The 23,697-nt window shown below is 70.8% G+C and carries 21 protein-coding genes; 12 read left to right on the top strand and 9 right to left on the bottom strand.

Annotated elements, in window-relative coordinates; all coding sequences use genetic code 11:
* From HAV39_RS02570 to HAV39_RS02560, 3 genes are all read right to left on the bottom strand, one after another.
* The coding region (locus HAV39_RS02570; RefSeq protein WP_191837500.1) for an aldehyde dehydrogenase family protein at positions 1-376 on the bottom strand (376 nt) is incomplete at its 3' end.
* Between the two features lie 10 nt (positions 377-386).
* Positions 387-1,673, bottom strand: a complete 1,287-nt coding sequence (locus tag HAV39_RS02565) for a 2-oxo acid dehydrogenase subunit E2 (RefSeq protein ID WP_191837499.1) — start codon at positions 1,671-1,673, stop codon at positions 387-389.
* Between the two features lie 18 nt (positions 1,674-1,691).
* Positions 1,692-3,869, bottom strand: a complete 2,178-nt coding sequence (locus tag HAV39_RS02560) for an alpha-ketoacid dehydrogenase subunit alpha/beta (protein ID WP_191837498.1) — start codon at positions 3,867-3,869, stop codon at positions 1,692-1,694.
* 161 nt (positions 3,870-4,030) lie between these two features.
* Between HAV39_RS02560 and HAV39_RS02555 the strand changes: the two genes are divergently transcribed.
* From HAV39_RS02555 to HAV39_RS02505, 11 genes are all read left to right on the top strand, one after another.
* The gene (locus HAV39_RS02555) at positions 4,031-4,537 is read left to right on the top strand and encodes a VOC family protein (RefSeq protein ID WP_191837497.1); all 507 of its coding nucleotides are present in this window, start codon (positions 4,031-4,033) and stop codon (positions 4,535-4,537) included.
* A 137-nt stretch (positions 4,538-4,674) separates the two neighbouring features.
* Positions 4,675-5,925: an alpha/beta hydrolase gene (locus HAV39_RS02550; RefSeq protein WP_191837496.1), complete on the top strand. Its 1,251-nt coding sequence runs from the start codon at positions 4,675-4,677 to the stop codon at positions 5,923-5,925.
* A 46-nt stretch (positions 5,926-5,971) separates the two neighbouring features.
* Complete coding sequence (locus HAV39_RS02545; RefSeq protein ID WP_191837495.1) at positions 5,972-7,615, top strand: ABC transporter substrate-binding protein; 1,644 nt, start codon at positions 5,972-5,974, stop codon at positions 7,613-7,615.
* On the top strand, positions 7,612-8,487 hold the full coding sequence (locus HAV39_RS02540; protein ID WP_191837494.1) for an alpha/beta fold hydrolase: 876 nt from the start codon (positions 7,612-7,614) through the stop codon (positions 8,485-8,487). Before HAV39_RS02545 ends, HAV39_RS02540 begins: the two co-directional genes overlap by 4 nt.
* Positions 8,487-9,434, top strand: coding sequence for an ABC transporter permease (locus HAV39_RS02535; protein ID WP_191837493.1), 948 nt, complete (start codon positions 8,487-8,489; stop codon positions 9,432-9,434). Before HAV39_RS02540 ends, HAV39_RS02535 begins: the two co-directional genes overlap by 1 nt.
* Entirely contained in the window at positions 9,431-10,249 is an 819-nt protein-coding gene (locus HAV39_RS02530) for an ABC transporter permease (RefSeq protein WP_191837492.1), read from the top strand. Before HAV39_RS02535 ends, HAV39_RS02530 begins: the two co-directional genes overlap by 4 nt.
* Positions 10,246-12,105, top strand: a complete 1,860-nt coding sequence (locus tag HAV39_RS02525; RefSeq protein WP_191837491.1) for a dipeptide ABC transporter ATP-binding protein — start codon at positions 10,246-10,248, stop codon at positions 12,103-12,105. The genes HAV39_RS02530 and HAV39_RS02525 overlap by 4 nt, the downstream gene beginning before the upstream one ends.
* A gap of 105 nt (positions 12,106-12,210) precedes the next feature.
* Positions 12,211-12,960, top strand: coding sequence for a GntR family transcriptional regulator (locus HAV39_RS02520; RefSeq protein WP_191837490.1), 750 nt, complete (start codon positions 12,211-12,213; stop codon positions 12,958-12,960).
* A complete protein-coding gene (locus HAV39_RS02515; protein WP_191837489.1) occupies positions 12,957-13,757 on the top strand; it encodes an alpha/beta fold hydrolase in 801 nt (266 codons plus the stop codon). The genes HAV39_RS02520 and HAV39_RS02515 overlap by 4 nt, the downstream gene beginning before the upstream one ends.
* Before the next feature lie 155 nt (positions 13,758-13,912).
* Positions 13,913-15,193 carry a VWA domain-containing protein gene (locus HAV39_RS02510; protein WP_239121028.1) on the top strand — a complete coding sequence of 427 codons (1,281 nt, stop codon included), beginning with the start codon at positions 13,913-13,915 and terminating at the stop codon, positions 15,191-15,193.
* Positions 15,193-16,011: a peptidase gene (locus HAV39_RS02505; protein WP_239121027.1), complete on the top strand. Its 819-nt coding sequence runs from the start codon at positions 15,193-15,195 to the stop codon at positions 16,009-16,011. The genes HAV39_RS02510 and HAV39_RS02505 overlap by 1 nt, the downstream gene beginning before the upstream one ends.
* A 78-nt stretch (positions 16,012-16,089) precedes the next feature.
* On the opposite strand, the gene HAV39_RS02500 is transcribed toward HAV39_RS02505, so the two are convergent.
* From HAV39_RS02500 to HAV39_RS02480, 5 genes are all read right to left on the bottom strand, one after another.
* Complete coding sequence (locus tag HAV39_RS02500) at positions 16,090-16,536, bottom strand: hypothetical protein (RefSeq protein ID WP_191837487.1); 447 nt, start codon at positions 16,534-16,536, stop codon at positions 16,090-16,092.
* Positions 16,537-16,598: 62 nt separating this feature from the next.
* Positions 16,599-19,076, bottom strand: coding sequence for a M48 family metalloprotease (locus tag HAV39_RS02495; RefSeq protein WP_191837486.1), 2,478 nt, complete (start codon positions 19,074-19,076; stop codon positions 16,599-16,601).
* Positions 19,073-19,870, bottom strand: coding sequence for a hypothetical protein (locus HAV39_RS02490; RefSeq protein WP_191837485.1), 798 nt, complete (start codon positions 19,868-19,870; stop codon positions 19,073-19,075). Before HAV39_RS02490 ends, HAV39_RS02495 begins: the two co-directional genes overlap by 4 nt.
* A 2-nt stretch (positions 19,871-19,872) precedes the next feature.
* Positions 19,873-20,613, bottom strand: a complete 741-nt coding sequence (locus HAV39_RS02485; protein ID WP_191837484.1) for an LPXTG cell wall anchor domain-containing protein — start codon at positions 20,611-20,613, stop codon at positions 19,873-19,875.
* A gap of 237 nt (positions 20,614-20,850) precedes the next feature.
* The gene (locus tag HAV39_RS02480; protein ID WP_191837483.1) at positions 20,851-21,840 is read right to left on the bottom strand and encodes an ArsR/SmtB family transcription factor; all 990 of its coding nucleotides are present in this window, start codon (positions 21,838-21,840) and stop codon (positions 20,851-20,853) included.
* Between HAV39_RS02480 and HAV39_RS02475 the strand changes: the two genes are divergently transcribed.
* Positions 21,827-23,104, top strand: coding sequence for an MFS transporter (locus HAV39_RS02475; RefSeq protein ID WP_191837482.1), 1,278 nt, complete (start codon positions 21,827-21,829; stop codon positions 23,102-23,104). The genes HAV39_RS02480 and HAV39_RS02475 overlap by 14 nt on opposite strands.
* Positions 23,105-23,131: 27 nt before the next feature.
* Here HAV39_RS02475 and HAV39_RS02470 read toward each other — a convergent pair whose 3' ends face one another.
* The gene (locus tag HAV39_RS02470) at positions 23,132-23,638 is read right to left on the bottom strand and encodes a DinB family protein (RefSeq protein ID WP_191837481.1); all 507 of its coding nucleotides are present in this window, start codon (positions 23,636-23,638) and stop codon (positions 23,132-23,134) included.
* Between the last annotated feature and the right edge of the window lie 59 nt (positions 23,639-23,697).

The raw sequence follows: 23,697 nt of genomic DNA, 5'->3' as shown, positions 1-23,697 counted from the left end.
CCAGCCGCATCAACTCGCCGGAGAAGCGGCGCGCCTCCTCGGCGGCCCAGCGGAACGTCGACACGGCACGGCCCAGCTCGGCCCTGGCCCACATGAGGGGCTTGCCGTTCTCGGCGCTGATCAGCGCCGCGACCTCCGCGCCCCGCTCGGCCAGCCGCCTGCTGACGTGGTCGAGGGCCGCGGCGCGGGCGGCGGCGGGCAGCCGGGCGGCTTCACCGGCCACCTCCGCGGCGGCCGCTACCGCGATTTCGACCTGCTCAGGCGTAGCGTTGGCGGTCTGACCGACCACGCGCCCGTCGTAGGGATTGCGAACGACAACGAGATCATCACTGGTCTCCGGAGAACCGGCGATCCAGAATGCGGTCTGATCGGTCATACGAGCACCCCTACTGTTCGGAAGTGTTGTTCAGGAGCAGCAGCGCGGGCGCTTCCACGTGCTTGATGAACTCGCGCATCCAGTGCGCGGCGACGACCCCGTCGATCGCGCGGTGATCCGCCGACAGGACGACCCGCATCCGGGTCGCCACCGTCAGGGTGCCTTCATGCACGTGCGGTTCGGGCCGTCCCATGCCGACGGCGAGGATCGCCGACTGCGGCGGGTTGATGATGGCCGCGAACTCCTCGACGCCGTGCATGCCGAGGTTCGTGACGCTGAAGGTGCCGCCTTCGACGTCGTCCTGGCGCAGCCGGCCTCGGTTCGCCGCGTCGACGTGCTCCGTGACGGTCTGGGCGACCTGGCTCACCGTCATGGCGTCGACGTTGCGCAGCACCGGCGTGACCAGGCCCCTGGTCGAGGCGACGGCCACGGCGATGTCGACGGTGGAGTAGCGGTGCAGCGCGTCCTCGGTCCAGATGACGTTCATGTCGGGCACAAGTGTGTGTGCCCGGGCGGCGGCCTTGATGACGAGGTCGTTCACCGACACCTTGCGCGGCAGGGCTGAGTTGATCTCTGCGCGTACAGCGAGGAGCCGGTCGATGGAGCAGGTGCCCCGCAGGTAGAAGTGCGGCGTCGACTGCTTGCTGCCGGTCAGCCGTGCCGCCACCGCGCGGCGGATGCGCGTGTGCGCGACGGCCTCGAACGCTGCGACCGGGTGCGGCCGGTCGACCTCGCTCTGAGGTGCCGGGCCCGTGGTGCGCTGAGGTGTCGGGCCCGCTGTCGTCGGCTGCGCCGCCGACTTGCGCCGGGCCGCGATGTGGGTCTCGACGTCGCGTCGGACTATGCGGCCACCGGGGCCGGTGCCGACGATGCCGTCGGAGGTCAGGCCGGCACGGGACAGCAGCGCCCGAGACAGTGGACTGACCAGAGTGCGCTCGTGAACAGGCGAGCTCGCGGGCGATGACGCGCCCGGCTCGCTCGGGGCGGGGTCCGGCTCCGGCGCAGCTGCGGCAACCCCGAGCGCCTGGAGCATCCGGTGGTGGTCGAGTCCCGACTCGTCCCGGCTGCCGAGCAGCGCGATCGGAGCGCCGACGTCGATGCTCTCACCGGGTGCCACCAGGACCTTGAGCAGCACGGTGTCGTCGTCCACCACCACCTCGAGGACCGCTTTGTCGGTCTCCACCAGCGCGACCGGGTCCCCGGCCGCGAGGTCGGCGTTCTCCGCGGCCAGCCACTCGCAGAGGACCACCTCGGCGGCCTCGGCTGCGATCTTGGGCATCAGGAGCAGGCTTGCCATGGCTGTCGGTCTCCTGTCTCAGCGGGCCGCGATGTCGCGGAGCGCGGTGATGACGTCTTCGGTCGTGGCGATGGCCGCCCGCTCGAGGACCTTGCTGATGCTCGGTGAGGTTTCGCCGCCGGTCACCCGCAGCACCGGCGAGTCGAGGTGGTCGAAGAGCCGGCGCTGGATCTCGTCCGACAGCCATCCGCCGTACGAGGTGCCGGCGGCGCCCTGCTCCACGATCAGCACGTTGTTGGTCTTCTGGATGCTGGCTTCGATGGTCGGCCAGTCCAGGCTGGCCCGGTCCAGCCACCGCAGGTCGATGACGTCGGCGCTCAGGTCGGGTACGGCGTCGAGGGCGTCCAGGCACCGCTGCACCATCGACAGGTAGCTGATGACGGTGAGGTCCGTTCCCGTCCGGCGCAGGGCGGCCCGGCCGACGGGCAGCAGGTAGTCGAGGTCGTCGACGGGGGCGGTGCCCTTGCTCGGGTAGAGGTCGACGTGCTCCAGCACGACGACCGGGTCGTCGCAGGCAAGGGCGGTGTTCATCAGCCCGACGTAGTCGTAGGGCGTCGACGGGGCGACGACCCTGAGCCCGGGAGCGGTCGTCAGGATGCCGGCCGGATCCATGGAGTGCTGCGATCCGTACCCGGTGCCTGCGGCGAGCTTGCTGCGGAGCACGAACGGGACGGCGCGCCGGCCGCCGAACATGTGGCGGGCCTTGGCGACCTGGTTGAACAGCTGGTCGGCGGCGACCCACATGAAGTCGGCGTACATGAACTCGACCACCGGCCGGTACCGTCCGTCGATCGCGACGCCGCCGGCCAGGCCGGCGAAGGCGTTCTCGCTGATCGGGGTGCCGAGGACCCGGTCGGGGAAGAGTTCGAGGGGGCGTTTGGTGGCCCCGTTGGTGCCGCCCTTGAGCCTGTCGACGTCCTCGCCCATGACGACGATCCTGGGGTCGAGTTCCATCCGGCGGGCCATGACGGCGCTGACCGCGTCGATGAAGCGGACGTCGGCCTGGGTCCCGGGGTGCTCGTCCGGTTCGACGTAGCGGCTTCCGGTGAGTTCGGTGAGATCGCCGCGGACGCCGACGTCGACGAAACCGGGGTCCGGCCAGCGGTCGGCTCTGATCCGCCGCTTGCCGGGCTGCCCGGGGTCCGGTTCCAGGAACCCGTCGCTGATCTCGCGCAGCGCCTGTTCGACCTCACGTCGGGCCTGGTCGATGGCGTCTTCTGCGGCCAGGCCGCGCCGGAGCACCTCGCGGGTGAGCAGTGCCAGCGGGTCGCGTTCACGCCACCGCCGCTCCTCGTCCTTGTCGCGGTAGCCGAAGGCGCTGCCGGGGAAGGGCCCGTTCTGGTGGAAGAACCGGTAGACGTCGGCCTCCACGATCGTCGGGCCGCGGCCCGCGCGCATGTGGGCGACGGCCTGCTCCATGGCCAGGTGCACCGCGAGCGGATCCATCCCGTCGACCCGCCAACTCGCGATGTTGAAGGCGAGCCCGCGGGCGGACAGCCGGGTCTCCGCGGTGGCCGCGCTGACCGGTGTCGCGACGGCGTACTGGTTGTTCTCGATGAAGAAGCACACCGGTAGCCGCCAGGCCGCGGCGAGGTTCATGGTCTCCAGCACCGACCCGATGTTGACCGCGCCGTCGCCGAAGTAGGTGACCGACACCGCGTCGGTCCCGGCTGACTTCGCCGACCAGGCGAAGCCCGCGGCCTGCGGGACGCCGCCGCCGACGATCGCGTTGGTGCCCATGGCCCCGGCTTCGAACCACTGCAGGTGCATCGAGCCGCCTCGGCCGGCGCAGTAGCCGTCGGCGAGGCCACAGATCTCGGCCAGGGTCCGGGCCAGCACCGTGCGCACCTCGTCGGTGAGTTCGGGCAGCGAGCCGGGGGTGGCGGCGGTGACGTGGCCGAATGCCTTGGCCAGGAACTGGTGGTGGCCGCGGTGGGAGCCGTTGATGAAGTCGTCGCTGCGCAGGGCGAGGACGGATCCGGCGGCGCCGCCCTCCTGGCCGATGCTGGAGTGCGCGGGGCCGTGCACGAGGCCCTCGGCCGCCAGTTCCAGCACGTGCTCTTCGAAGGATCGGATCCACTGGGTCTGGCTCAGCATCGCCAGCAGCAGGTCGGGGTCGGCGTCGTCCCAGTCCTGGCGACCCGCCACGAGCTCCACCCAGGGGGACTGTGCTGCCAAGGGATGGGTTGCGGGCATGGGGTTGTCTCCTCCGTTGACGATTCGGCGATGCCCGACCTTGCCATACGGTGCCGACTTTGTGAAGACGATTGGATCCATTTCCTCGTCTCGTGTGCCATGATTACCCGCGATCTCGCGGGATAGGCCCTCGTTCTGGATCCATTCGAAGGAGCAAGCGCGTGCGCAACGACCTCGGCCCGCTGCCCGGTGTCACCGGGCTCGACCACATCGGCTTCACCGTCCCCGATCTCGACCAGGCGCACGCCTTCCTGGTGGACGTGCTCGGCTGCACGCCGATGTACGACCTGGGCCCCTTCGCCGACCGGGGTTCCTGGATGAGCCGGCACCTCAACGTCGCCGACGACACGGTGATGCGGCGGCTGCGCTTCTTCCGGCTCGGGGCTGCGCCGGTCTTCGAGGTCTTCGAGTACGAGGCCGCCGCGCAGCGGACCGCGCCTCCCGCCAACAGCGACGTCGGGGGGCACCACGTCGCGCTGTACGTCGAGGACCTCGATGCGGCGGTCGAGCACCTGCGCCGCCACGGCGTCACCGTGCTGGGCGAGCCGACGAGCAGCTCGGGCCCGAGCCTGGGCCAGCGCTGGGTGTACTTCCTCGCGCCCTGGGGGATGCAGTTCGAGCTCGTGTCCTACCCCTCGGGCAAGGCGTTCGATCGGATCCATAGCTGATGAAATGTGGTCGCCTTTAGGTGCTTATCGGCACCACGTCTGTTACGAATTGGTAACGGCGTCTTCTCAATGGATCCAATGCGTGCCAGAGTCACGCCACCGTTCGACTCCAGTCACTCGGAGAGGCAGTCACCCCGATGCGCCGACACCGCTTGATCCTCGCCCTGCTCGTCCTGGTCACCGGCCACACCCTCGCCATCCCGCAAGCCGCGCAGGCAGCCGGGGGACCCGTCCTGCAAGCGACGTTCACCGCAGTGAACAACGGCTGGGCCCGCGTCCAGCGGTGGAACGACCCCGACCCCAACTTCACCACCGAACAGTTCCCGCCCGACGGCCGTGGCGACCAGAGCGGCGACCGGCTGACCTACTTCGGCGGGACCGCCCGCCCCAGCAGCGGCCAGTTCCTGCTCTACTCGGCACCGGGCTGGAACACCAACCCGAAAGCCGTCCCGGTGCTGCTGGTACTCGGCGCCACCCAGAACGCCGACCAGGCGTGGGCCAACCCGAACCTCAACGGCCCGGGCGGCTGCGGCAACGCGCCCTGCCCCACCACCGGACTCATGCAGGCCCTGGCCGGCGCCGGCTACAAGGTCTTCGCGGTCAACTTCGCGCACAGCTTCGGCGACAACTACCAGCAGGCCCAGGTCATCGCCGACGCGACCGAGGTGATCCGGGGCGAGCTCGGCGTCGGCAAGGTCGACCTGCTCGCCTGGTCCAAGGGCGTGCTGGCCGCACGGATGTACGTGTCGGGCGTGAAACCCCCGTGGGGCCGCGCGTACCAGAACGACGTCCGCAAGCTCGTCCTGCTCGGCGGACCCAACAAGGGCATGGACACGCCCTACCGGCACGGCATCCAGAACATGGGCACCGTCTGGTCCGAGTGCGGCGGCAGCCTCAACTTCCCGATCGCGGCCAGCACGCTGTTCTGCTTCGGGGCCTACTACACCCACCCGGAACTCACCTATTCCGGCACCGGCGTCAACGACACCTATCCCGGAGCCAGGCAGGCGCTCTACCGGTGGGACCACGTCTACGCACTCGATACCACGTGGGCCGACTGGTACACCGTCTACTACGGCGGTTGGGGCGCCTACTCCTTCTCACCGGGCATCGACACGGCCATCAACCAGGGCTCGCTCATCACCACCATGCGTGCCGCGCCCACCCCCGCCTCGGTCGGGGTCTACCTGCTCTGCGGCGGCTACCCGACCCTGCCCACCTCGACGGAGAACACCGGCCCGTCCGACGGCGTCGTGTTCGTCGCCTCCTGCACCGACACGGGTGGGCTGACCACGGTCGCCGACAGCAGGACGCTGTGGTTCGACAACCACGTGATGCTCGGCTGGGAGATCAACGCCGTCAACCAGATCAAGTCCTGGCTCGCCTGAGTCCAGGCACTTCTCCGCACAGTTCGACCACGAATAGAGAGACACGATGACATCGCTTCGTGCGACCCTCAGGTCACCCCACCTTCGCGTCCACGGGCCCCTCGCGGCCGCCGCCGCGTGCCTGCTGGCCCTGACGGCCTGCTCCGGCACCACCGGTGAGCCCGCAGCCGGCCAGCAGGCGCCGAAGCCGATCGACAGCTTCACCTACGGCATCCCGACGCCGCCGAGCTCGCTCGACCTGACCAAGAACATGAACGGCTGGACGTCCGCCGTCGCGGTCATGGTGACCCAGCCGCTGGAGCGCTTCGACAGCGCGGGCCAGGCCACGCCGGTACTGGCCAGCAAGGTCACCACACCCACCGACACGTCGGTCGTCTACGACCTGCGCGCCGACGTGAAGTTTTCCGACGGCAAACCGCTGACCGCGGCCGACGTGGTCGCCGCGGTCCAGCATGCGACCGACGGGGCCGCCGGCGCGCAGACCGCGTCGATCCTCACCAGCATCAAGGACGTCAAGGCCACCGGCGACGCGCAGGTCACCGTCACCCTCGCGCACCCCGACCCGGCGATCCGCGGGTCGATCGCGTTCGGTGTCCTGGTGTCCGAGGCCGACGCGATGAAGCGCGCCGGCGCCGACTACGGCACGGCCGCCGGGCTGCCCGTCGGCACCGGACCCTACGTGTACTCCTCGTTCAAGGCCGACAAGGTCGAACTCACGTCGAACCCGGCCTACCAGGGGACCGCGCCCCGCATCAAGAAGCTCACCTTCGCCGGGTTCACCGCCGACACCACCGCCCAGCTGGCCCTGCGCTCGGGAGCGGTGCAGGCCAACTACGTCAACGCACCGAAGACCACGCCGCAGTGGAAGTCCATCGCCGGCGCGACGGTGTACAGCACCCCGTCCCTGCTCTCGACGTACCTGACCTTCGACACCAGCAAGGCGCCCTTCAACGACGTGCACGCCCGGCGCGCCGTCGCCCACCTGATCGACCGCACTTCCCTGGCCCGCGTCGCCTACGGCGACGAAGCCCAGGTCATGCGCGGCATGGCACCGGACGCCGAGTTCGTGCCGCTGGCCGGATCAGCCGCCGCGGTCACCGCGTTCATGTCCGGGCTGCCCCAGGTCGCCTACGACCCGGCGGCGGCCGCCAAGGAGCTGGCCCTGTCGGCCACACCGACCGGATTCAGCATCGACGTCCCGTACCCGTCCAGCGAGCCCTTCGCCGAGCCGGTCCTGCTGAGCCTCCAACAGGCCGCCAAGCCGTTGGGTATCACGGTGAACCTGAAACCGCAGACCTTCATCGCGTGGGCGACCGACATCTACATGTTCAAGCCGGCACCGCTCGGCGTGTTCCAGATCGGCGACCTGCAACCGGACCCGAACGGAGGCATGGCCCTGATGGTCACCAAGGCCAACGCAGCACCCACCAAATTCAACATGGCGTCCTGGACCCCGCAGGAGATCGAGCCACTGGCCCTGACCATGACCCAGTCCGGGGACCGCGCCGCGCGCTGGGCGGCGGCCTCGTCGATCCTGACCGCAGCGGCCGAGCAGCTGCCCTACGTGCCGCTGTTCGCACCGAACACGGTCCTGGTCTACGGCAAGGGCTACTCCTCCAGCACCCCGCCGGACTTCATGGCCTTCATCACCGGCGCCTGGCTCGACACGCTCACCGGGAACGCGGCATGAGCGCCCGGCAGGTGGAGGCCAATGGCCTGAGCCTGTGGACCGACAGTTTCGGTGACCCGGGCGACCCGGCCATCCTGCTCGTGATGGCCGCGTACTGGCAGGCGATCGCCTGGCCGGAGCAGTTCTGCGAGCGGCTGGCCGACAACGGGTTCTTCGTCATCCGCTACGACCACCGCGACACCGGCCTCTCCTCGGTCGTCGACTACGAGCAGCACCCCTACACCCTCGCCGACATGGCCGACGACGCCATCGGCGTGCTCGACGCGTACGGCATCGCCCGAGCCCACCTCGTCGGCGCGTCGATGGGCGGCATGATCGTGCAGGAGTGCCTGCTGGCCCACCCCGACCGGATCTCCGCGGCGACCTCGATGATGTCGACGCCCCTGTCGCACTCCTACGCGTCGGGCACCTCTGGCGAGAACCTGCCCGGTCCCGACCAGACGGCCTGGAAGGCCTTCGAGACGGTGCCCGGACCCGGCAAGAACCCCACCCACGACGAGTACGTCGACGGATGGACGGACTTCTCCTGCGGCGTGGCCGGCAGCGCCACACCGTTCGACGAGCAGTACGTCAGAGGCATGCACAGCGACAGCTACCGGCGCGCGACACAGCCGGCAGCGGTCTGGAACCACCTGCAGGCCACCGCCGCGACCCCGGACCGCACCGACCGGCTGCCCGGGGTACGCACCCCGACCCTGGTCATCCACGGCACCGAGGACCACGTCATCCCGGTCCAGCACGGTCACGCCACCGCCGAACTCATCCCCGGCGCACAACTCGTCGTGATCGAAGGGCTCGGACACCAGTTCGACCCCGCCGCCCTGGACCTCGTGACACCTTCCCTCCTGCATCACGCGACCGCGGAGAAGTGATGCTCCGACGCCTCCTCGGGCGGCTCGGTGCCGCCGGGCTCCTGCTCCTGCTGGTCAGCTTCCTGGTCTTCAGCCTCGTGTCGATGGCACCCGGCTCGCTGGAGACCACGCTGCTGGGAGCCCGGCCGGCATCGCCGGAGCTGATCCAGAACATCCGCGTCCAGTACCACCTGGACGACCCGTTCCTGCTCCGCTACCTGCGCTGGCTCGCCGACGCCGCACACCTGGACTTCGGCCGCTCGATCGTCACGAGCGAGTCGGTGTCCGACGCCGTGTCGGCCCGTGCCGTCGTCTCAGCCGAACTGGCGGTGCTGGCGTTCGGTGTCGCGGCGACCCTCGGCGTCCCGGCCGGGCTGGCCGCGGCCGCATGGGCGGGACGCGCCGCCGACCGCCTCATCACCCTGTCGGCGATCCTCGGCATGAGCGCACCCCCGTTCGCGGTGGGCACCCTGCTCATATACCTGTTCGGCGTCCGCTTCCCCGTCCTGCCCGTGTACGGCGCGGGCGACGGCCCAGGCGACCGGCTCCTGCACCTGATACTGCCGGCGACGGCGCTGGGCATCGGACTGGCCGCGCTCGTGGTCCGGCAGACCCGGGCGGCCGCCCTCGGCGTCCTCGACCAGGACTACCTGACCTTCGCCCGGGCCCGCGGCCTGTCGCGGGCCCGGATCCAGACGACGTACGCGCTGCGCAACGTGGCGCTGCCCATCGTCTCCTCGCTGGGCCTGGTCCTCATCGTCGCCCTCCCCGGCGCGATCCTCGTCGAGGTCGTGTTCTCCCTGCCCGGAGTCGGCTCGCTGATGGTCGAGTCCGTCGGCGCCAAGGACATACCGGTCGTGCAGGCCCTCGCGATCTTCTCCGCGTTGTACGTCGTCGTCGTCAACACCGGCGTGGACCTGTGCTCGCTGCTGATCGACCCCCGCCTGCGCGACGGGGCCGCCCGATGAGGGCCCGGCTGGACGTGCCGGCACTCGTCTGGGCCGCAGCGCTCATCACGCTGTCGTTCCTGACCCTGGCCGTGTTCGGGCGTCAGCTCTCGCCCCGCGACCCCGACACGCAGGACCTGCTGCTCGGCGCCTCGGCACCGGTCCACGGCCACTGGCTCGGCACCGACGAACTGGGCCGCGACATCCTGTCCAGGCTGATGGCGGCAACCGGATCTGCGCTGGCCGGACCCTTCGTCGTCGCGCTGGCCGCGATGATCGTGGGCACGGCGCTCGGGCTGACCGCCGGCTACCGCGGCGGACTCGTCGACACGATCATCTCGCGGTTCGCCGACCTGGTCTGGTCGCTGCCGGGCCTGCTGGTGGCGATCGTGGTCATCGGCGTGCTCCAGGGCGGCACCTGGCTGAGCGTGGCCGTCATCGCGTTCCTGTCCATCCCGCACGCGACGCGGCAGACCCGCAGCGCCACCCTGGGCCAGGTACGGCTGCCCTACGTCGCCGCCGCCCGGACGCTGGGCCTCGCCCGGAGCAGGGTCGTCGTGCGGCACATCCTGCCCAACATCAGGGCGACCGTGCTGACGACGTTCCTGCTCGACTTCGTCACCGCGATCCTGATCTTCGCCGCGCTCGCGTTCCTGCGGATCGGCGTCGAGCCGGGGGCCCCGAGCTGGGGATCGATGCTGGCGGACGGCCAGTCCCTGATCGCCGTCAACCCGTTGCAGATGGCGGCGCCCGCTGCGGCGATCGTGCTGTTCGCCGCCGGCGTGACCATCCTCGGCGACTGGGCCCATGACACCCTGACTAAGGACCAGCAATGACGAACACGACGCTGCACCGTCCGGGGTGCGCCGACGCGGTCGCCCCGACCGGTGGCCTGATCGTGGACTGCCTGGACGTCCGCCTGCTCGACAGCCGGCGGGGGCCGCGGACGCTGGTCCAGAACGTGGGCTTCGACCTGGCGGCCGGGACCACCCTCGGGATCGTGGGGGAGTCCGGCAGCGGCAAGTCCCTGACCGCGAAGTCCATCATCGGCCTGCTCCCGAAGGGTCTTGTCGCATCGGGCAGCATCCGGCTCGGACAGCGGGAACTCGTCGGCGCCCCGGAGCGTGACCTGCGCGCCCTGCGTGGCACGTCGATCTCGCTCGTCATGCAGGACCCCTTCACGATGCTGCACCCGCTGCAGACGGTGCGCGCCACGCTCGCCGAGTCGCTCGACCCGCGGACACGGCGCGACCGGGCACGGCGCGACCAGGAGATCGAACGCCGCCTGGACGAGGTCGGCATCCAGCCAGCCATCGCCGACAAGCGCACCTTCGAGCTGTCCGGCGGCATGCGCCAGCGCGTCGGCATCGCCGCGGCACTCGCGCGCGACCCGCAGCTGCTCATCGCCGACGAGCCGACGACGGCACTCGACGCCGGCACCCAGAAAGAGGTGCTGGCACTGCTCGGCAGGCTGCAGCGCTCGCGCGGGATGAGCCTGATCCTCATCACCCACGACCTCAACGTCGCGTTCGCCGCCTGCGACCGCATCATGGTGATGTACGCCGGAACCATGCTGGAGTCCGGCCCGTCCGAGGCCCTGAAGCACGCCCCGAGGCACCCCTACACCCGCGGGCTGCTGAACGCGGCACCGCCGCTGACGCACGTCGTCGACCGGCTCGACGCGATCCCCGGCACCGTTCCCGCGGCGCACGAGGTCCTCGGCCAGTGCGCCTTCGCGAGCCGATGCGACCTGGTCGTCGACGCCTGCCGGACGCAACGCCCCCCGCTGCGCCGGCTCGACGACGGACACACCTCGGCCTGCCTGCGCACCGACCAGCTGGACACGACCACCCCCCGCGAGCCGCGCGGCGGCGACGCCGTCATCGCGCAGCCCCGACCCGCCACGGTGCCGCTCGTGAAGGTCGAGAACCTGTCGAAGGCCTACCGGTCGACCGCGATCACCGGACGCCACCGTGTCTTCCACGCTCTGCACGACGCCTCCTTCGAGATCGGCGAGGCGGAAGCCGTCGGCCTGGTCGGCGAGTCCGGCTCGGGCAAGTCGACCCTCGCCCGGTGCCTCATGGGCCTGACCACACCCGATACAGGCCGGATCGGGCTCGGCGGCCTCGACGCGACCGACTTCTCGAAGCTTTCCCTCCAGCAGCGCCGCGACGCCTACCGAACCGTCCAGATCGTCTTCCAGGACCCCTACTCCTCCCTCAACCCGAAACTGACCATCGGCGCCGCCCTCGAAGAGGCCGTCCGCGTCCGCGGCGGGCACCGCACCGAGGTGCCCGGCCTGCTCGAGCAGGTGGGGCTGCCCGGTGACTACGCGCAACGGTGGCCGCGGGCGCTGTCCGGCGGCGAGCGCCAGCGCGTGGCCATCGCCCGCGCCCTGGCCCTGCGTCCCCGGCTGCTGATCTGTGACGAGCCCGTGGCCGCCCTGGACGTCTCGGTCCAGGCACAGATCCTGGAGCTGCTCCGCTCGGTGCAGTCCGCCACCGGGATGAGCACCCTGTTCATCACCCACGACCTGGCCGTCGTCCGGCAGATGACCTCACGGGTCCTGGTCTGCTTCGAGGGGCGGATCGTCGAGAGCGGCGCTACGTCGCAGGTGCTCGACGACCCCACGCATCCCTACACGCGCCGCCTGCGAGACGCCGCCCTCCTAGGCGCACGCGACGCGGCATGAAAGATTGGATCCATCAGTGACAAGATCCACGAACTCACGTCCGGAGCCGGAGGCATACCCCATGACTGACCGCCCCATGGTCGGCGACGACATCCGAGCCGTTGCATGACGCGCGAGACCCGTGCCGAGGACACCGCCGAGCCGGCCGAAGCCCAGGCCGGCTCCCCGACGGTTGCGAGCAGGCGGATCGCCGAGCACCTGCGGCAGATGATCCTGGACGACCGCCTCCTGCCCGGTGAGCGCATCCGTCAGGAGGCGGTCGCCGAGCAGTTCGGCGCCAGCCGGCTGCCGGTGCGCGAGGCCCTGCGCATCCTCGAGTCCGAGGGCCTGGCGACCCTGAAAGCGAACAGCGGCGCCTGGGTGGCGCGCATGGACCTCGTCGAATGCCAGGCCATCTACAAGATCCGTGAGCGTGTCGAACCCCTTGCCCTCATCGAGAGCATGAACAACCTCACCGACACCGACCTCGCCGAACTCGAACGCATCCAGTCCGAGATCGAGTCCGGATGGGACGTCGAAAGGTTCCTGGTCCTCGACCGTGAACTGCACCTGCTCACCTACAGCGGCTGCCGGATCCGCCAGCTGGCCAACATGGTCCACCGGTTCTGGAACACCACCCAGCACTACCGGCGTGCCTTCGTCCGACTCAACGGACCCGGGCAGCAGTGGATCGTCAACGCCGAGCACCGCCTGCTCATCGAGGCGATCAAACGACGCGACCCGACCGATGCGGAGCAGATCCTCAGCGGCCACATCCGCCGGACCCGCCACCAGCTGGCCCTGCACCCCGAGTTGTTCGACCGCCCCGCACCCCCGGCGCCCGAGGACAGGCAGGCCGGCGAATGGAACGGATGACCCGGCCCCCGGCGACCTCGGGCATGATCTCCGGGATCAGCTGGGCTGCCGCGGGAGCAGGCGACCCGCTGTTGCTGATCCAGGGCCTCGGTTACCCGGCGGCGATGTGGTTCCGGCTGCTGCCGTTGCTGACCCCACGGCGACGAGTGATCACCTTCGACAACCGGGGCGTCGGCGGGAGCGCGGCAGCCGACACGACCGGACTGACCATCGAGCAGATGGCCGCCGACGCCGCCCTGGTGCTCGACGCCTGTGAGATCTCCTCGGCCGACGTCCTGGGCGTGAGCCTGGGCGGGATCGTCGCCCAGGAGCTCGCTCTCGCCCACCCCGCGAGGGTGCGACGGCTGGTCCTGGCCTCCACGCACACGGCAGACGAGCACGCCGTACCCGCCGACGACGAGGTCCTCGCCATGTTCGCGCGACGCTCGCAGCTCAGTCCTGAGGAGTCCCTCGTGGCGTCCGTGCCCTTCGTCTACGCGCCCTCCACACCGCGCGCCTTGATCGAGGAGGATGTCGCCTGCCGGGCTCGGCAGCCCGTCCCCCCGGGCGTCTACCAGGCACAGCTCACCGCGGCTGTGGCGTTTCGTGGCACGTGGCAGCGACTGCCGGAGCTGACCCATGAGACCCTGTTCGTCCACGGCACCGAGGACCGCGTCGTGCCACCGGTCAACGCCGCCATCGCAGCGGAGCGCGTGCACGGTGCCAGACTTGCGTGGATCGAAGGCGGAGGCCACAACCTGTTCTCCGAGCGGTCCGTCGACACGGCCGAGGCCGTGAACCAGTTCCTTGGCGTTTAGCGCTCGTTGAGCTCATACGGCAGCAGTCACGATTGGCGAACAACGGGTGTCCGGTGCCAGAGCCATGGTGTCTAAAAAGGACTGTCGTATAGGGATGATCGTTAATGCGGTGCGGCGCTGTCAGGGCGCCTGTCGCGGTCAGTATGATCATCGCGGTGATCACCAGCAGATGGTTACGAACCATCCTCATAGGACCGTTGGTCGCGCTGTCGACCATCCTCCCGACGGCGGCCCACGCCGACGAGAACGAACCCGTCGAGACTGCCGCGCCCCCCAGGGTGGAGCTGGTCCTCGACGTCAGTGGATCGATGCGCGCCGCCGACATCGATGGTCGCACCCGGATCTCCGTCGCACAGCAGGCGTTCAACGAGGTGGTGGACGCCCTCCCGGACGGAACAGAGCTCGGCATCCGCGTGCTCGGCGCGACGTACCAGGGCAAGGACAAGGCCAAGGGCTGCCTGGACACTCAGCAGATCGTGCCGGTGGCCCCGGTGGACCGGTCAGCTGCCAAGGCCGCCATCGCCGCCCTGCGGCCGACCGGGTTCACCCCGGTCGGGCTGGCATTGCGCGGTGCGGCCGAGGACCTGGGCACCGGCGAGACCACCCGCCGGATCATCTTGATCACCGACGGTGAGGACACCTGCGCCCCGCCAGACCCCTGCGACGTCGCTCGCGAGCTGGCCGCCAAGGGCACCCACCTGGTGGTGGACACGCTCGGCCTGGCGCCGGACGACAAGGTACGCCGACAGCTGCTCTGCATCGCCGCGGCCACCGGTGGGACGTACGCCTCCGCGCAGACGCCGGTCGAGCTCACCCACCGGATCCAGCAGCTCGTCGACCGGGCCAAGGACACCACCGTCAAGACGCCCGCGCTCGTGGCGGGCGGCAAGGAGTGCGCCGGAGCGCCGCTGCTGTCACCCGGCGTCTACACCGATCGCGAGAAGATCTCCGAGCACCGCTGGTACCGGGTGCCGGTCCGCGAAGACCAGGAACTGCGCGCCTCCGTGAGCATCGCCCTGGACCGCCAGGTCAACCCGGACTACGGCGTGCTGCTGCGGGCCACCGCCGCCGACGGCCGGGAGCTCGTCCGCGGCACGGACGCGGGCAGCGGGCGCACCGACGTGCTGTCCACCGGCCTGCGCTGGTCGGCCCTGGAGCCTGACGCGGAGCCGGACACCTCGACAGACGGCCCCACCGCCCCGACGCACGTCTGCCTGGTGATCAGCAATTCCTTCGCCAGCTCGACGGCGAACGACGCGCCGGGCTTGCCCTTCGAACTGACCATCGACGTCGTCGCCACCTCGCCCGCACCGGACGCGCCAGGGCTGGGAAGCGGCTGGCTCCTGCTGCTGGTGCTGACCGTCGCCGGCCTGCTCACCGGCGCGCTCGCCGGCTGGTTGACCCGCTGGTGGGTCGCTACCTGGAGGACCAACTAATGCTCATCCATCACCAGCAGGGACACGTCCGTCTGCATACCCGCCTTGCGGCCGCCGCGTTCGCCGTCGCCTGCGCCGCGCTGCTGCCCGCCGCGGCTGTGGCGGCTCCGAGCCCGTCTCCCGGATCGGCCACCGTCAACCGGGCGGGAACCTCGTTCCTCACCGCCACCACGGTCGGCGTCGGCCAGCCGGTTCAGGTCGCCGCCTCCACCGGCGACTACCTCTACTGGTCGTTCAGCGCCACTGCCGGGCAGGTCACCGAGATCGCGCTGACCGTGTCACTTCCGCCCGCCGGGAAGCGGACCGGCGCGTCCACGTGGACCGTGGATGTCTTCGACGGGCTCCGCCGCCGCCAGGCGTGCACGGCCGGCGTGCAGACGCCGATCGCCGCCGCCACCGACACCTCCGTCAGTCTCGGCTGCACGCTGCGCAGGGTGCGCTCGTGGGCCGAGCCGTGGTCGGGCGATCCGCTGCCCGGTACGTACTACCTCCGCCTGTCGGTCACCGACCTGCCGGAGCCGGATCTCGGCCTGCCCATTCAGGTCGACCTGGTGCTCGGTGCCGACGGCGACTCCAGCGCCGATGACGGCGAGCTCAAGGCGCCCCTCGTCCCGCAGGTCAAGCCCGGTGCGGTCATGGCCGAAGCCGGATCGGTCCCCGCTTCGGCCAGCCCCAGCCCGACGCCCGATGCGGCGACCGAGGCGTCGGACTGGTTGCCCGACCTGTCCGCCCGCTGGATCTGGACCACGGTCGGCGGTGTGCTGGCCGCTGTCGCCGGTGTCGTCGGATTCTCCTTCACCTGGCGCCGCCGCAAGTGAAGGAAGCGCCCCTTCCTCTTCGGCATGTGGAGGAAGGGGCGCTTTCCGGTATGCGAGCGGGGAGGACGATCCGGAGTGTCAGGGGCGGCCGATGGCGGCGAGCCTCGCCACGATGAGCGGGATGATCCTGTCGGTGAGGTCGGGCGACAGCTCGATCTGCTTGGCAGCCGAGCGGGCGGCGGCCTCCGTGGCGTCGATCTGGCCCGCGGTCAGTGGCTCGACACCGGCCTGCTTGCTGCGGAACAGGCGGCGCCACAAGGTCTCGGTCAGGTGCGGAAAGGCCGCATCCACCGCCTTGTCCGCGAGGTAGAGCACCACCTGCACCAGCGCGACGCCCACGACCTCGATGCCGAATCCCAGTGGTTCGTCGGCTGCCTTGATACTGCGCAGCGCGCCGAGGCGGTCACCGAAGTAGTCCTCTGCCGAAGCTTCGAAATGCGCCACGTCCTCCGGCGACATCTCGGCGACGACCACTCCCGCCACGCTCTTGACCAGCTCGTTGCTCGTTGTCGGTTCGACGCTCAAGCCTGCACCTCTCATCTGGGGTCGATCTGCTGTCACGGCCGTCCTCGACCGCGTGCGCGCGGTCATCCGGCAAGGAAGACGGCACCGTAGTACGTCCACATCGCCAGCGTGGCGCCGAGGAACAGCAGCGCCGTGGCCGCGGTGACCCGCGACGCCACACCGGGCGGCGCGGCCACCGCGGGCGGCACCGGATGCTGCGCGCCGGCGAAGTGACGTCGGAGCCTGGCGGCGCCCGCGGACACCGCGATGGCGAACATCGCCAGCAGGAGCGTCTTGACCAGCAGACGGGGTGCCGCGTAGCCGTAGATGACCCCGGCGTAATCCGCGGGGACCCGGCCGGCACACGCTGCCACCCCGCTGATGCCGCACGCACCCGCCAGGACGAACACCGGCGCGAAAAGTGACACGACTCCTGCCGTGACCGTGCTGGCCACCAGCTTCACCGTGGCGCGGCGGTCGCGGACGCACAACGCCGCCGCGGCGCCGCCGACGGCCGCCAGGGCCACCAGCGCGTCGCACAGGTAGCTGATCAGGTCGGCTCGCGGCACGGCGTTCAAGTCGTCGAATCGTGCCTGCAACCAGACCGTGAACAGCAGCGCGCCGCCGATGACGACAGCGGCCCACCCCAGGCCCCAGCCGGCGACGGCGCCGACCCGAGCCGGTGCGTCCGCCTGCCGGTCGAGGCGGCCCGGCAGCCGGCGCCACAGCGAGGCGACGGTGGTGAACAGGCAGCAGGCGACGATGACGGCGCCGGCCCCGGGCACCGCCGCCAGCAACTGCACCGGGAGGTAGACGGCCTGCAGCCAGGGACCCGCCGGCCCGTCCCAGTACGCCGCCCCCATCTGCTCGGCCAGCTCCCGGCTCCCCAGATGCACGGTGGCGATCATGTCCTGCAGGTGCATGAGCCACCAGAGCGTGAGGACCGGCAGCACACCGAGTGCCGCGACCACGGTGGACGCGACGCTGGCCGAACGGTGCGAGTGACGGACCCGGGCCAGCAGCACGGCGGCGTTCTCCCCGGACCAGACGAAGACCATCGCCATGACAGCCACGAGGGTGAGCGCGGCCATGGCGCTGCCGACCAGCGGACGGTTGCCCACGCCACCGAAGACCGCCCAGACGCCGGCATTCGCGTACGTCATCGACAGCGGCTCGCCGACGAGCAGGCCCGCGGCCATCACCACGCTGTAGCCCAGCGCTCGGGAAGTCCGGGCGTGGTCGGAGGAGAGCTGCTGTCGCCACATCGCGGTGGTCGCGAACCAGGCGATCACGCCCGCGGAGAACGCGTTCACCACGGCCACCAGCAGGATCACCAGGAACACGGACGGCAGCCCGCGCCCGAGCGGCGACGCCACCATCGCGTGCCAGGCCAGCAGCGTGACGTTGGCGGTCAGGGCCGACACCGCCACCCCCGCGACGAACAGCTGAACCGCGTCGACGGCCCCGACCGTCCCGGGATCGTCCAGTGCCCGCAGCCGCTGTCGCGGCGTCGGATGGTTGCTCAACCAGCCAGGCCGTCGCCAGCGTCGTCCTGCCCGCACCGGCTCGGATGCGTTCCTGCCTCCCGCCGCGGCAGCTGGATCGAAAACGGTCCGCAGACAGCCATGGGGGTCGTGCCGCGCTGCCGTCAGGTCCGCGTTGATCTCACGTGCCCGCAGCAGCGCCGCACGGGTGAGGACCACCAGGCCGGTGAGGATCGCCACGGCCAGCACCACGTGCAGATCGGTCGACGCCGACCGCAGGCCGCCGATGCGCACCCCCGCCGCGCCGGCCTGGGCTCGAGGCAGCAGCACCACGAGCACGTACGGCAGCAGTGCCAGTCCGACGAAGCTGCGGAACAGCGTGACGGTCAGGTAAGTGGCCCGGTTGTCGCGGTTGCGGACATGGGCCAGCTCGTGCAGCACGACCGCGTCGAACGCCGGTGCGAGCGTCGACCGCTTGTCCAGCAGACGGTCGCTCAGCTTGACATATGCGGTGTTCCGGGTGCCGAACACCAGCTCGCCGGACGCGTACCGCGAGACCAGGAACTGTGGCGGGGGATCCAGCCCCAGCTGGCCGGCCAGCGCCTGCAGGCGGGTGATGGCCTCCGCATGGCGGCTCTGCTCGACCGGCACCAGGCCGCTGCGTCGCGGTCTCCTCAGGGTCAGCCGCTGCCGGACGAGGTCGCGCAACCGGCTGTCGTAGCGCATCTTCCAGTACGGCAGCAGCCGGTAGGCGACCCAGGCGGTCACCAGCACCAGTGCGGTCCCGGCGAGCGCCGCCTGCAGCAGGCCTTGGGTGAAGGGGCGGCCGCAGGCCAGCAGCATGAGGGTGGAGCCCCGCAACTGCTCGGCGGTGATCGCGTTGATGCCGGTCACCCGTGCGATGTCGTCGACGGACGGGCACTGCTCGTTCTCGCCGCCGGCCAGGACGAGCCACATGTGCCCGTAGATCGACGCCGTGCTGCCGAGGATGAGCAGCAGCAGGACGAAGAACCGGACCGTCAGGTCCGAGGGCAGCCGGACCGCTGCGGTGTCCGGGTTCTGGATGTCGGTGTTCACGGGCGGGGCAGCTTCGCGAAGGCGCGCTTGGCGGCCGACCGGGTGATGCCGCCGTCGATGGAACCGGCCGCGGTGTGGCTGATCACGATGAGGATGCCGGCGCGACGCATCACCACGATGTCCTGGTACAGCGTGACCGCTATGTTCTGCGGCTTGATGGTCAGCCGCAACGACGCGGTGCCGTCGCCGTACGACGGCACGTCGAGCGACGTGACCGTGTAGTCGACCGGACCGCCCAGCGAGGCATCGTCGCCTTTGAAGTGGGCGCACTCCGACAGAGCCCGGCGCAGGCGGGACACGCGGCCGGCGGCGGTGGACGCCGACATCACCCCGATCCGCTCCCTGACGAACGGACCCGCGCTTCCCCGGGTCAGCAGTGCCTCGGCCTTCGGCTGCGCACCGGACATGTAGTCGGCGTCGAGCGCGGAACAGCCGGAGTCCCCGCCGGAGCCGCCGGGGTCGCCGCCTGCGTGGAACCCGGACAGGTCGGACCCGGTGAGCAGCGCGGCGCGCAGTTCGGCCTGCGTCACTTTCGCAGGGGGAGGGGAGTGGGTGGCGGGCGGGCGGGTGGGCGTCTGACGCGACGCCGAGGGGCTCGGTGATGACGGGCTTGCGGACGAGGGGCTCGGCGACGGCGTCTCGGTGCCGGTCGGCGACGCGATCGGCTCGGCCGACAGCGACGGAGCCGGACTCGGCCCGTCGAAGGGCTTGTCGCTGACGCAGGCGCTGCCCGTCACCATCACCCCGGCGGCCACGACCGCCGCGACACCGGCCCTGATCAGCGAGGTCGCCATGGTCACGCCCGCCGCGCCCGCCGCGACAGCACGAGCAGCAGAGCGCCCACCAGCAGCAACCCGAGGCCCGCCAGCACGACACTGCTCAGCTTCGAGCCGGTCACCGGCAGCCCGCCGGCGGAAGCCGACGCGGTGATCGCGGCAGTGGCCCGAGGCGACGCGGAGGCGGCCGACGACCGGCTGGGGACCGCCGACGCGCTCGGGCGCGGCGAGGCCGACGCCACCGGGGGTGCGCACACCGCTGCCAGGCCGAACGCGGCCTGTTCGGTCGGTTCCGCGACCTGTAGCTGTCCGCTGATGAGCTCCCAGCCCGCCGGGGTCTTCAACCAGGCTCCGGTGCCGCCGTTGCCGAGCAGGCCGCCGCTCACGCCCGCGGGGGCCGGTCCGGGGCTGGTCGGGTCGCTGAGCGGGACCTCGACGACACCGTCGGCGGTGATGCCGAGGATGTGCGGCGTCGGGTTTTCGCGGGTGCCGGCGATGAAGCCGATGACGTACGCCGCCGCGGTGTTGCCGGCGGCCGGCTGCTCGAAGACCCAGCCGTCCGTGCCGGCGGATGCGCCTTGCGGGACCGCCTCGCAGTTGCGCAGCGCTGGGGGTTGCCCGGTCAGCTTCTTCTGCAGGTACTGCTCCTCAAGCGCCAGCACCTGAGTCGGAGCCGCCGCATCCGCCGCAGGCGCGGGCGCTGCCAGCACGGCGACGAGCAGCGCCGCTGCCGCCGAGAACCAGCGAACGACGTTACGCATGGTGGATCCTCACTGCCGAAGACGGGGACCCACCGAGCCTGCCCCCGATCGGACCTGCGAGGGAACGCCCGTTCGCAGCTGATGCGCCGGAACATTGGCTGGTCGCGGCGGCACGGTCCGTCCCATCACGACGGATGATCGGATATTTTGAACAAATAACATGAATTCACTTCGGTTTGATGGCGGCCGATCAGCCGATCAATGTGGGCAACACCGTGTGCGAAGAGCGGTCCTTGGCTACCGGGACTGATGATCGGGGGTGCTTCCCGCCAGCAGGTCGTCGCCGAGCGCCGTGCGCCGGTAGAGGACGAGGCGTCCGGCGCGGGCCCGGCTCACCAGGCCCGCGCCGCGCAGCACCGCGAGGTGGTCACCGACCGCCCCCAGGGCCATGCCGAGCAGACCGACGAGCTGACTGGTGCTGGCCGGTTCCGCCAGGGCACGCAGCACCGACGCCCGGGAGCGTCCGAGCAGCCGGTCCAGGCTGTCGGGCGTACGGTCGTCGGGGTTCAGGCCGACACCGCGGGCCGGGTAGATCACGGCGTAGGCCCGCGGCGGATCCAGCGCCAGCCAGGCCGCGCCGAAACTGCTCGGCACGAGCACGAGCCGGGCGCCGGACACTTCGTACGGTGGAGTGTCCCAGGTGTTGACCTGGATCTGGCCGGCGTCGGGCAGCCAGCGGACGTTGGGGCCGAGGCCGTCCAGTGCCCGGGCCCAGCCGTACGCGGCAAGCTGACCGGCCCGCTGCACGACGTCGCGTTGCAGCTGTGCCCGCCGCCGGGGCCAGTCCGCGGCGAGCAACGTGGACCATGCGGCCGCCAGCGCGGCGGCGACCTGGTCCGCCGCATCAGGCCCGGTGAGGACGGGCGGCATCGGGCCGCCCGCGCTGCGGGCCAGGTCGGCGTGCACCCGATCGGCCGGTGTCGCCCGGACGACGGCCAGCTCCTGCTCGATGGTGGTCTCCATGCCCGGCGGCGGCACCGTGATGAAGTCGGGCATCCAGCGGGTCACGTGCACCGTGCGGCGCAGCACCTCGCACAGCGCGCTCACGGCCGGATCGGTGGTCAGGTCGGCGAAGGCGTCGCGGTGGCGGTCCGCCCCACCGGCCAGGCCGGGGGCCGCGCGGCCGGGAGACATGAGACTGGCCAGCGCGGCGACCGTCTCGGCCAGCGGCGAGAGCCCGAACCGGACCAGGGCCAGGTCCGCGGGACCCACGGTGAGTGCCGCCATCACCGTCCCTTCGTCCGTGCGCGAAACAATAGCCTGCCAAGGTACGCCGCCCGAGGATCGACCGGTGACCACCTACCGGGAAGTCTTCGCTGACGGCGAGTTCCGCGCACTGTTCGCCGCCAACGCCGCGGTCGTCGCCGGTATGACCATGCAGATGCTGGCCTTGTCCGCGCTGGTCTACGCCAGCACCGGATCGCCGCTGCTGGCAGCGCTGGCCTACCTCGGCGGTTACCTGCCGCTGGCGATCGGCGCGCTGACCCTGCTCTCGCTCGCCGACCGGGTCCGACCCCGGGCCTTCCTCGCCGCCTGGGACGGCGTACGCGCCCTGGCCGCCATCACGTTCGCGGTCGGCGTGCTGCCGAGTTGGGCGATCCTGGCGATCGTCATGGCGATGGGCCTGCTGGAGTCGGTGACCGGCGCGGTGCGCAACGCGCTGATCGTCGACATCCTGTCCACCGGTGGCTTCGTGCTCGGCCGGTCCACCTTCAACGCCTCGGTCGGTGCGATGCAGATAATCGGCTTCGCCGTCGGCGGCACCCTGATCGCTGTCATCGGGCCCCATCCCGCCCTGTTCGCCAGTGCGGCGTTCATGGTGGTCAGCGCGCTGCTGACTCGCTTCGGCCTGCGTCGACGGGCGCCCCGGGCCGCCGGGCGGGCCGGCCTGCGCGAGACGTGGCACGGCACCCGCGTCCTGTGGCGCGATCCGGCGATCCGGGCCCTGCTCCTGGCGCTGTGGCTGCCCAACGGGATCATCGTCGGCGCGGAGGCGATGTACGTGCCGTACGCGGGATCGTCGGCGGGCATCCTGTTCATCGCCGCCGCGCTGGGCATGCTCGCCGGGGACGTGGTGGTCGGCCGGTGGGTGTCACCAGGCCGCCTCGACCGGCTGATCACGCCGTTGCAGACGCTGCTCGCGGTACCGTATCTGATCTTCGTCTTTCACCCTGGCACCTGGTTGGCGGCCGGCGCGGTCGCGGTGGCCTCGTTCGGGTTCGCGGCCGCGCTCGGGTTGCAACGCCGCCTGCTCGACGCCATGCCCGAGCAACTGCGCGGCCAGGGACTCGGACTGGACAGCAGCGGCCGGATGACTTCGCAGGCCATAGGCGCGTTCGCGGTCGGTTCGCTGGCCGAGGCATTCGGGCCGGCGGCGGCGATGACCGGCGCGGCGGTGGGTTCGCTGCTGATCGTCGCGCTGTTGTGGCGCCCGCTGCGCCGCACCGGCATCGTCGCGTCCGGACATCCCGAACCCAGTACCGTCTCTTAGTTCTGCTCGCCGACGCAGGCGCCGCCCTCAGCTTTGGCGCGTGCCGTCGATGGTCTCGCGGATGATGTCCGCGTGGCCGCCATGGCGCGCAGTCTCCTCGATCATGTGGAACAGGACGTAGCGCACGTTGCACTCGATGATGTCCTTGCGCGCGCAGGGACTGTCGAGATCCGTCGAAGCCACGATGGCGCGGGACTCCTCGATCTGCTCCCGGTAGTACGCGACCCAGTGGTCCACCGTGTCACTCTCGTCGACCATCATGTCGGCGTCGCGGGGCTCGGTCTTGACGGCGGGCCAGTTCTCGGGGAGTTCGCGCCCGGCCACGATGACCTGGAACCAGCGGCGTTCCCAGGTGGCGGCGTGCTTGATCAGCCCGAGCAGCGACAGCGAACTCGCGCTCGGCGCCGTGCGCGCGGCAGCGTCGTCGAGGCCTTCGAGTGTCAGGATCAGCCCCTCGCGCTGGTAGTCGAGAAAGCCTTCCAGGGCCTCGCGCTCGGAGGAGTACGCATATCGCACATTCGGGTTGTCGGACATGCGCGGATGCTACAGCGACCTCGGCTACCGGCAGGGGCCGTCAGTGCCGCCGAGGCTTG

The sequence above is a fragment of the Catellatospora chokoriensis genome, from assembly GCF_011297315.1.
In the GTDB taxonomy this organism is placed as follows: Bacteria; Actinomycetota; Actinomycetes; order Mycobacteriales; family Micromonosporaceae; genus Catellatospora; species Catellatospora citrea.
This window is presented reverse-complemented; position numbering and strand designations above follow the sequence as displayed.

Excerpts from the sequence above, each read along its gene's own strand:
- HAV39_RS02560 (WP_191837498.1), bottom strand. The coding sequence starts at position 3,869 with ATGCCCGCAACCCATCCCTTGGCAGCACAGTCCCCCTGGGTGGAGCTC.
- HAV39_RS02490 (WP_191837485.1), bottom strand. The coding sequence starts at position 19,870 with ATGGCGACCTCGCTGATCAGGGCCGGTGTCGCGGCGGTCGTGGCCGCC.
- HAV39_RS02545 (WP_191837495.1), top strand. The coding sequence starts at position 5,972 with ATGACATCGCTTCGTGCGACCCTCAGGTCACCCCACCTTCGCGTCCAC.
- HAV39_RS02565 (WP_191837499.1), bottom strand. The coding sequence starts at position 1,673 with ATGGCAAGCCTGCTCCTGATGCCCAAGATCGCAGCCGAGGCCGCCGAG.
- HAV39_RS02520 (WP_191837490.1), top strand. The coding sequence starts at position 12,211 with ATGACGCGCGAGACCCGTGCCGAGGACACCGCCGAGCCGGCCGAAGCC.
- HAV39_RS02550 (WP_191837496.1), top strand. The coding sequence starts at position 4,675 with ATGCGCCGACACCGCTTGATCCTCGCCCTGCTCGTCCTGGTCACCGGC.
- HAV39_RS02480 (WP_191837483.1), bottom strand. The coding sequence starts at position 21,840 with ATGGCGGCACTCACCGTGGGTCCCGCGGACCTGGCCCTGGTCCGGTTC.
- HAV39_RS02505 (WP_239121027.1), top strand. The coding sequence starts at position 15,193 with ATGCTCATCCATCACCAGCAGGGACACGTCCGTCTGCATACCCGCCTT.
- HAV39_RS02535 (WP_191837493.1), top strand. The coding sequence starts at position 8,487 with ATGCTCCGACGCCTCCTCGGGCGGCTCGGTGCCGCCGGGCTCCTGCTC.
- HAV39_RS02525 (WP_191837491.1), top strand. The coding sequence starts at position 10,246 with ATGACGAACACGACGCTGCACCGTCCGGGGTGCGCCGACGCGGTCGCC.
- HAV39_RS02485 (WP_191837484.1), bottom strand. The coding sequence starts at position 20,613 with ATGCGTAACGTCGTTCGCTGGTTCTCGGCGGCAGCGGCGCTGCTCGTC.
- HAV39_RS02470 (WP_191837481.1), bottom strand. The coding sequence starts at position 23,638 with ATGTCCGACAACCCGAATGTGCGATATGCGTACTCCTCCGAGCGCGAG.
- HAV39_RS02530 (WP_191837492.1), top strand. The coding sequence starts at position 9,431 with ATGAGGGCCCGGCTGGACGTGCCGGCACTCGTCTGGGCCGCAGCGCTC.
- HAV39_RS02540 (WP_191837494.1), top strand. The coding sequence starts at position 7,612 with ATGAGCGCCCGGCAGGTGGAGGCCAATGGCCTGAGCCTGTGGACCGAC.
- HAV39_RS02515 (WP_191837489.1), top strand. The coding sequence starts at position 12,957 with ATGACCCGGCCCCCGGCGACCTCGGGCATGATCTCCGGGATCAGCTGG.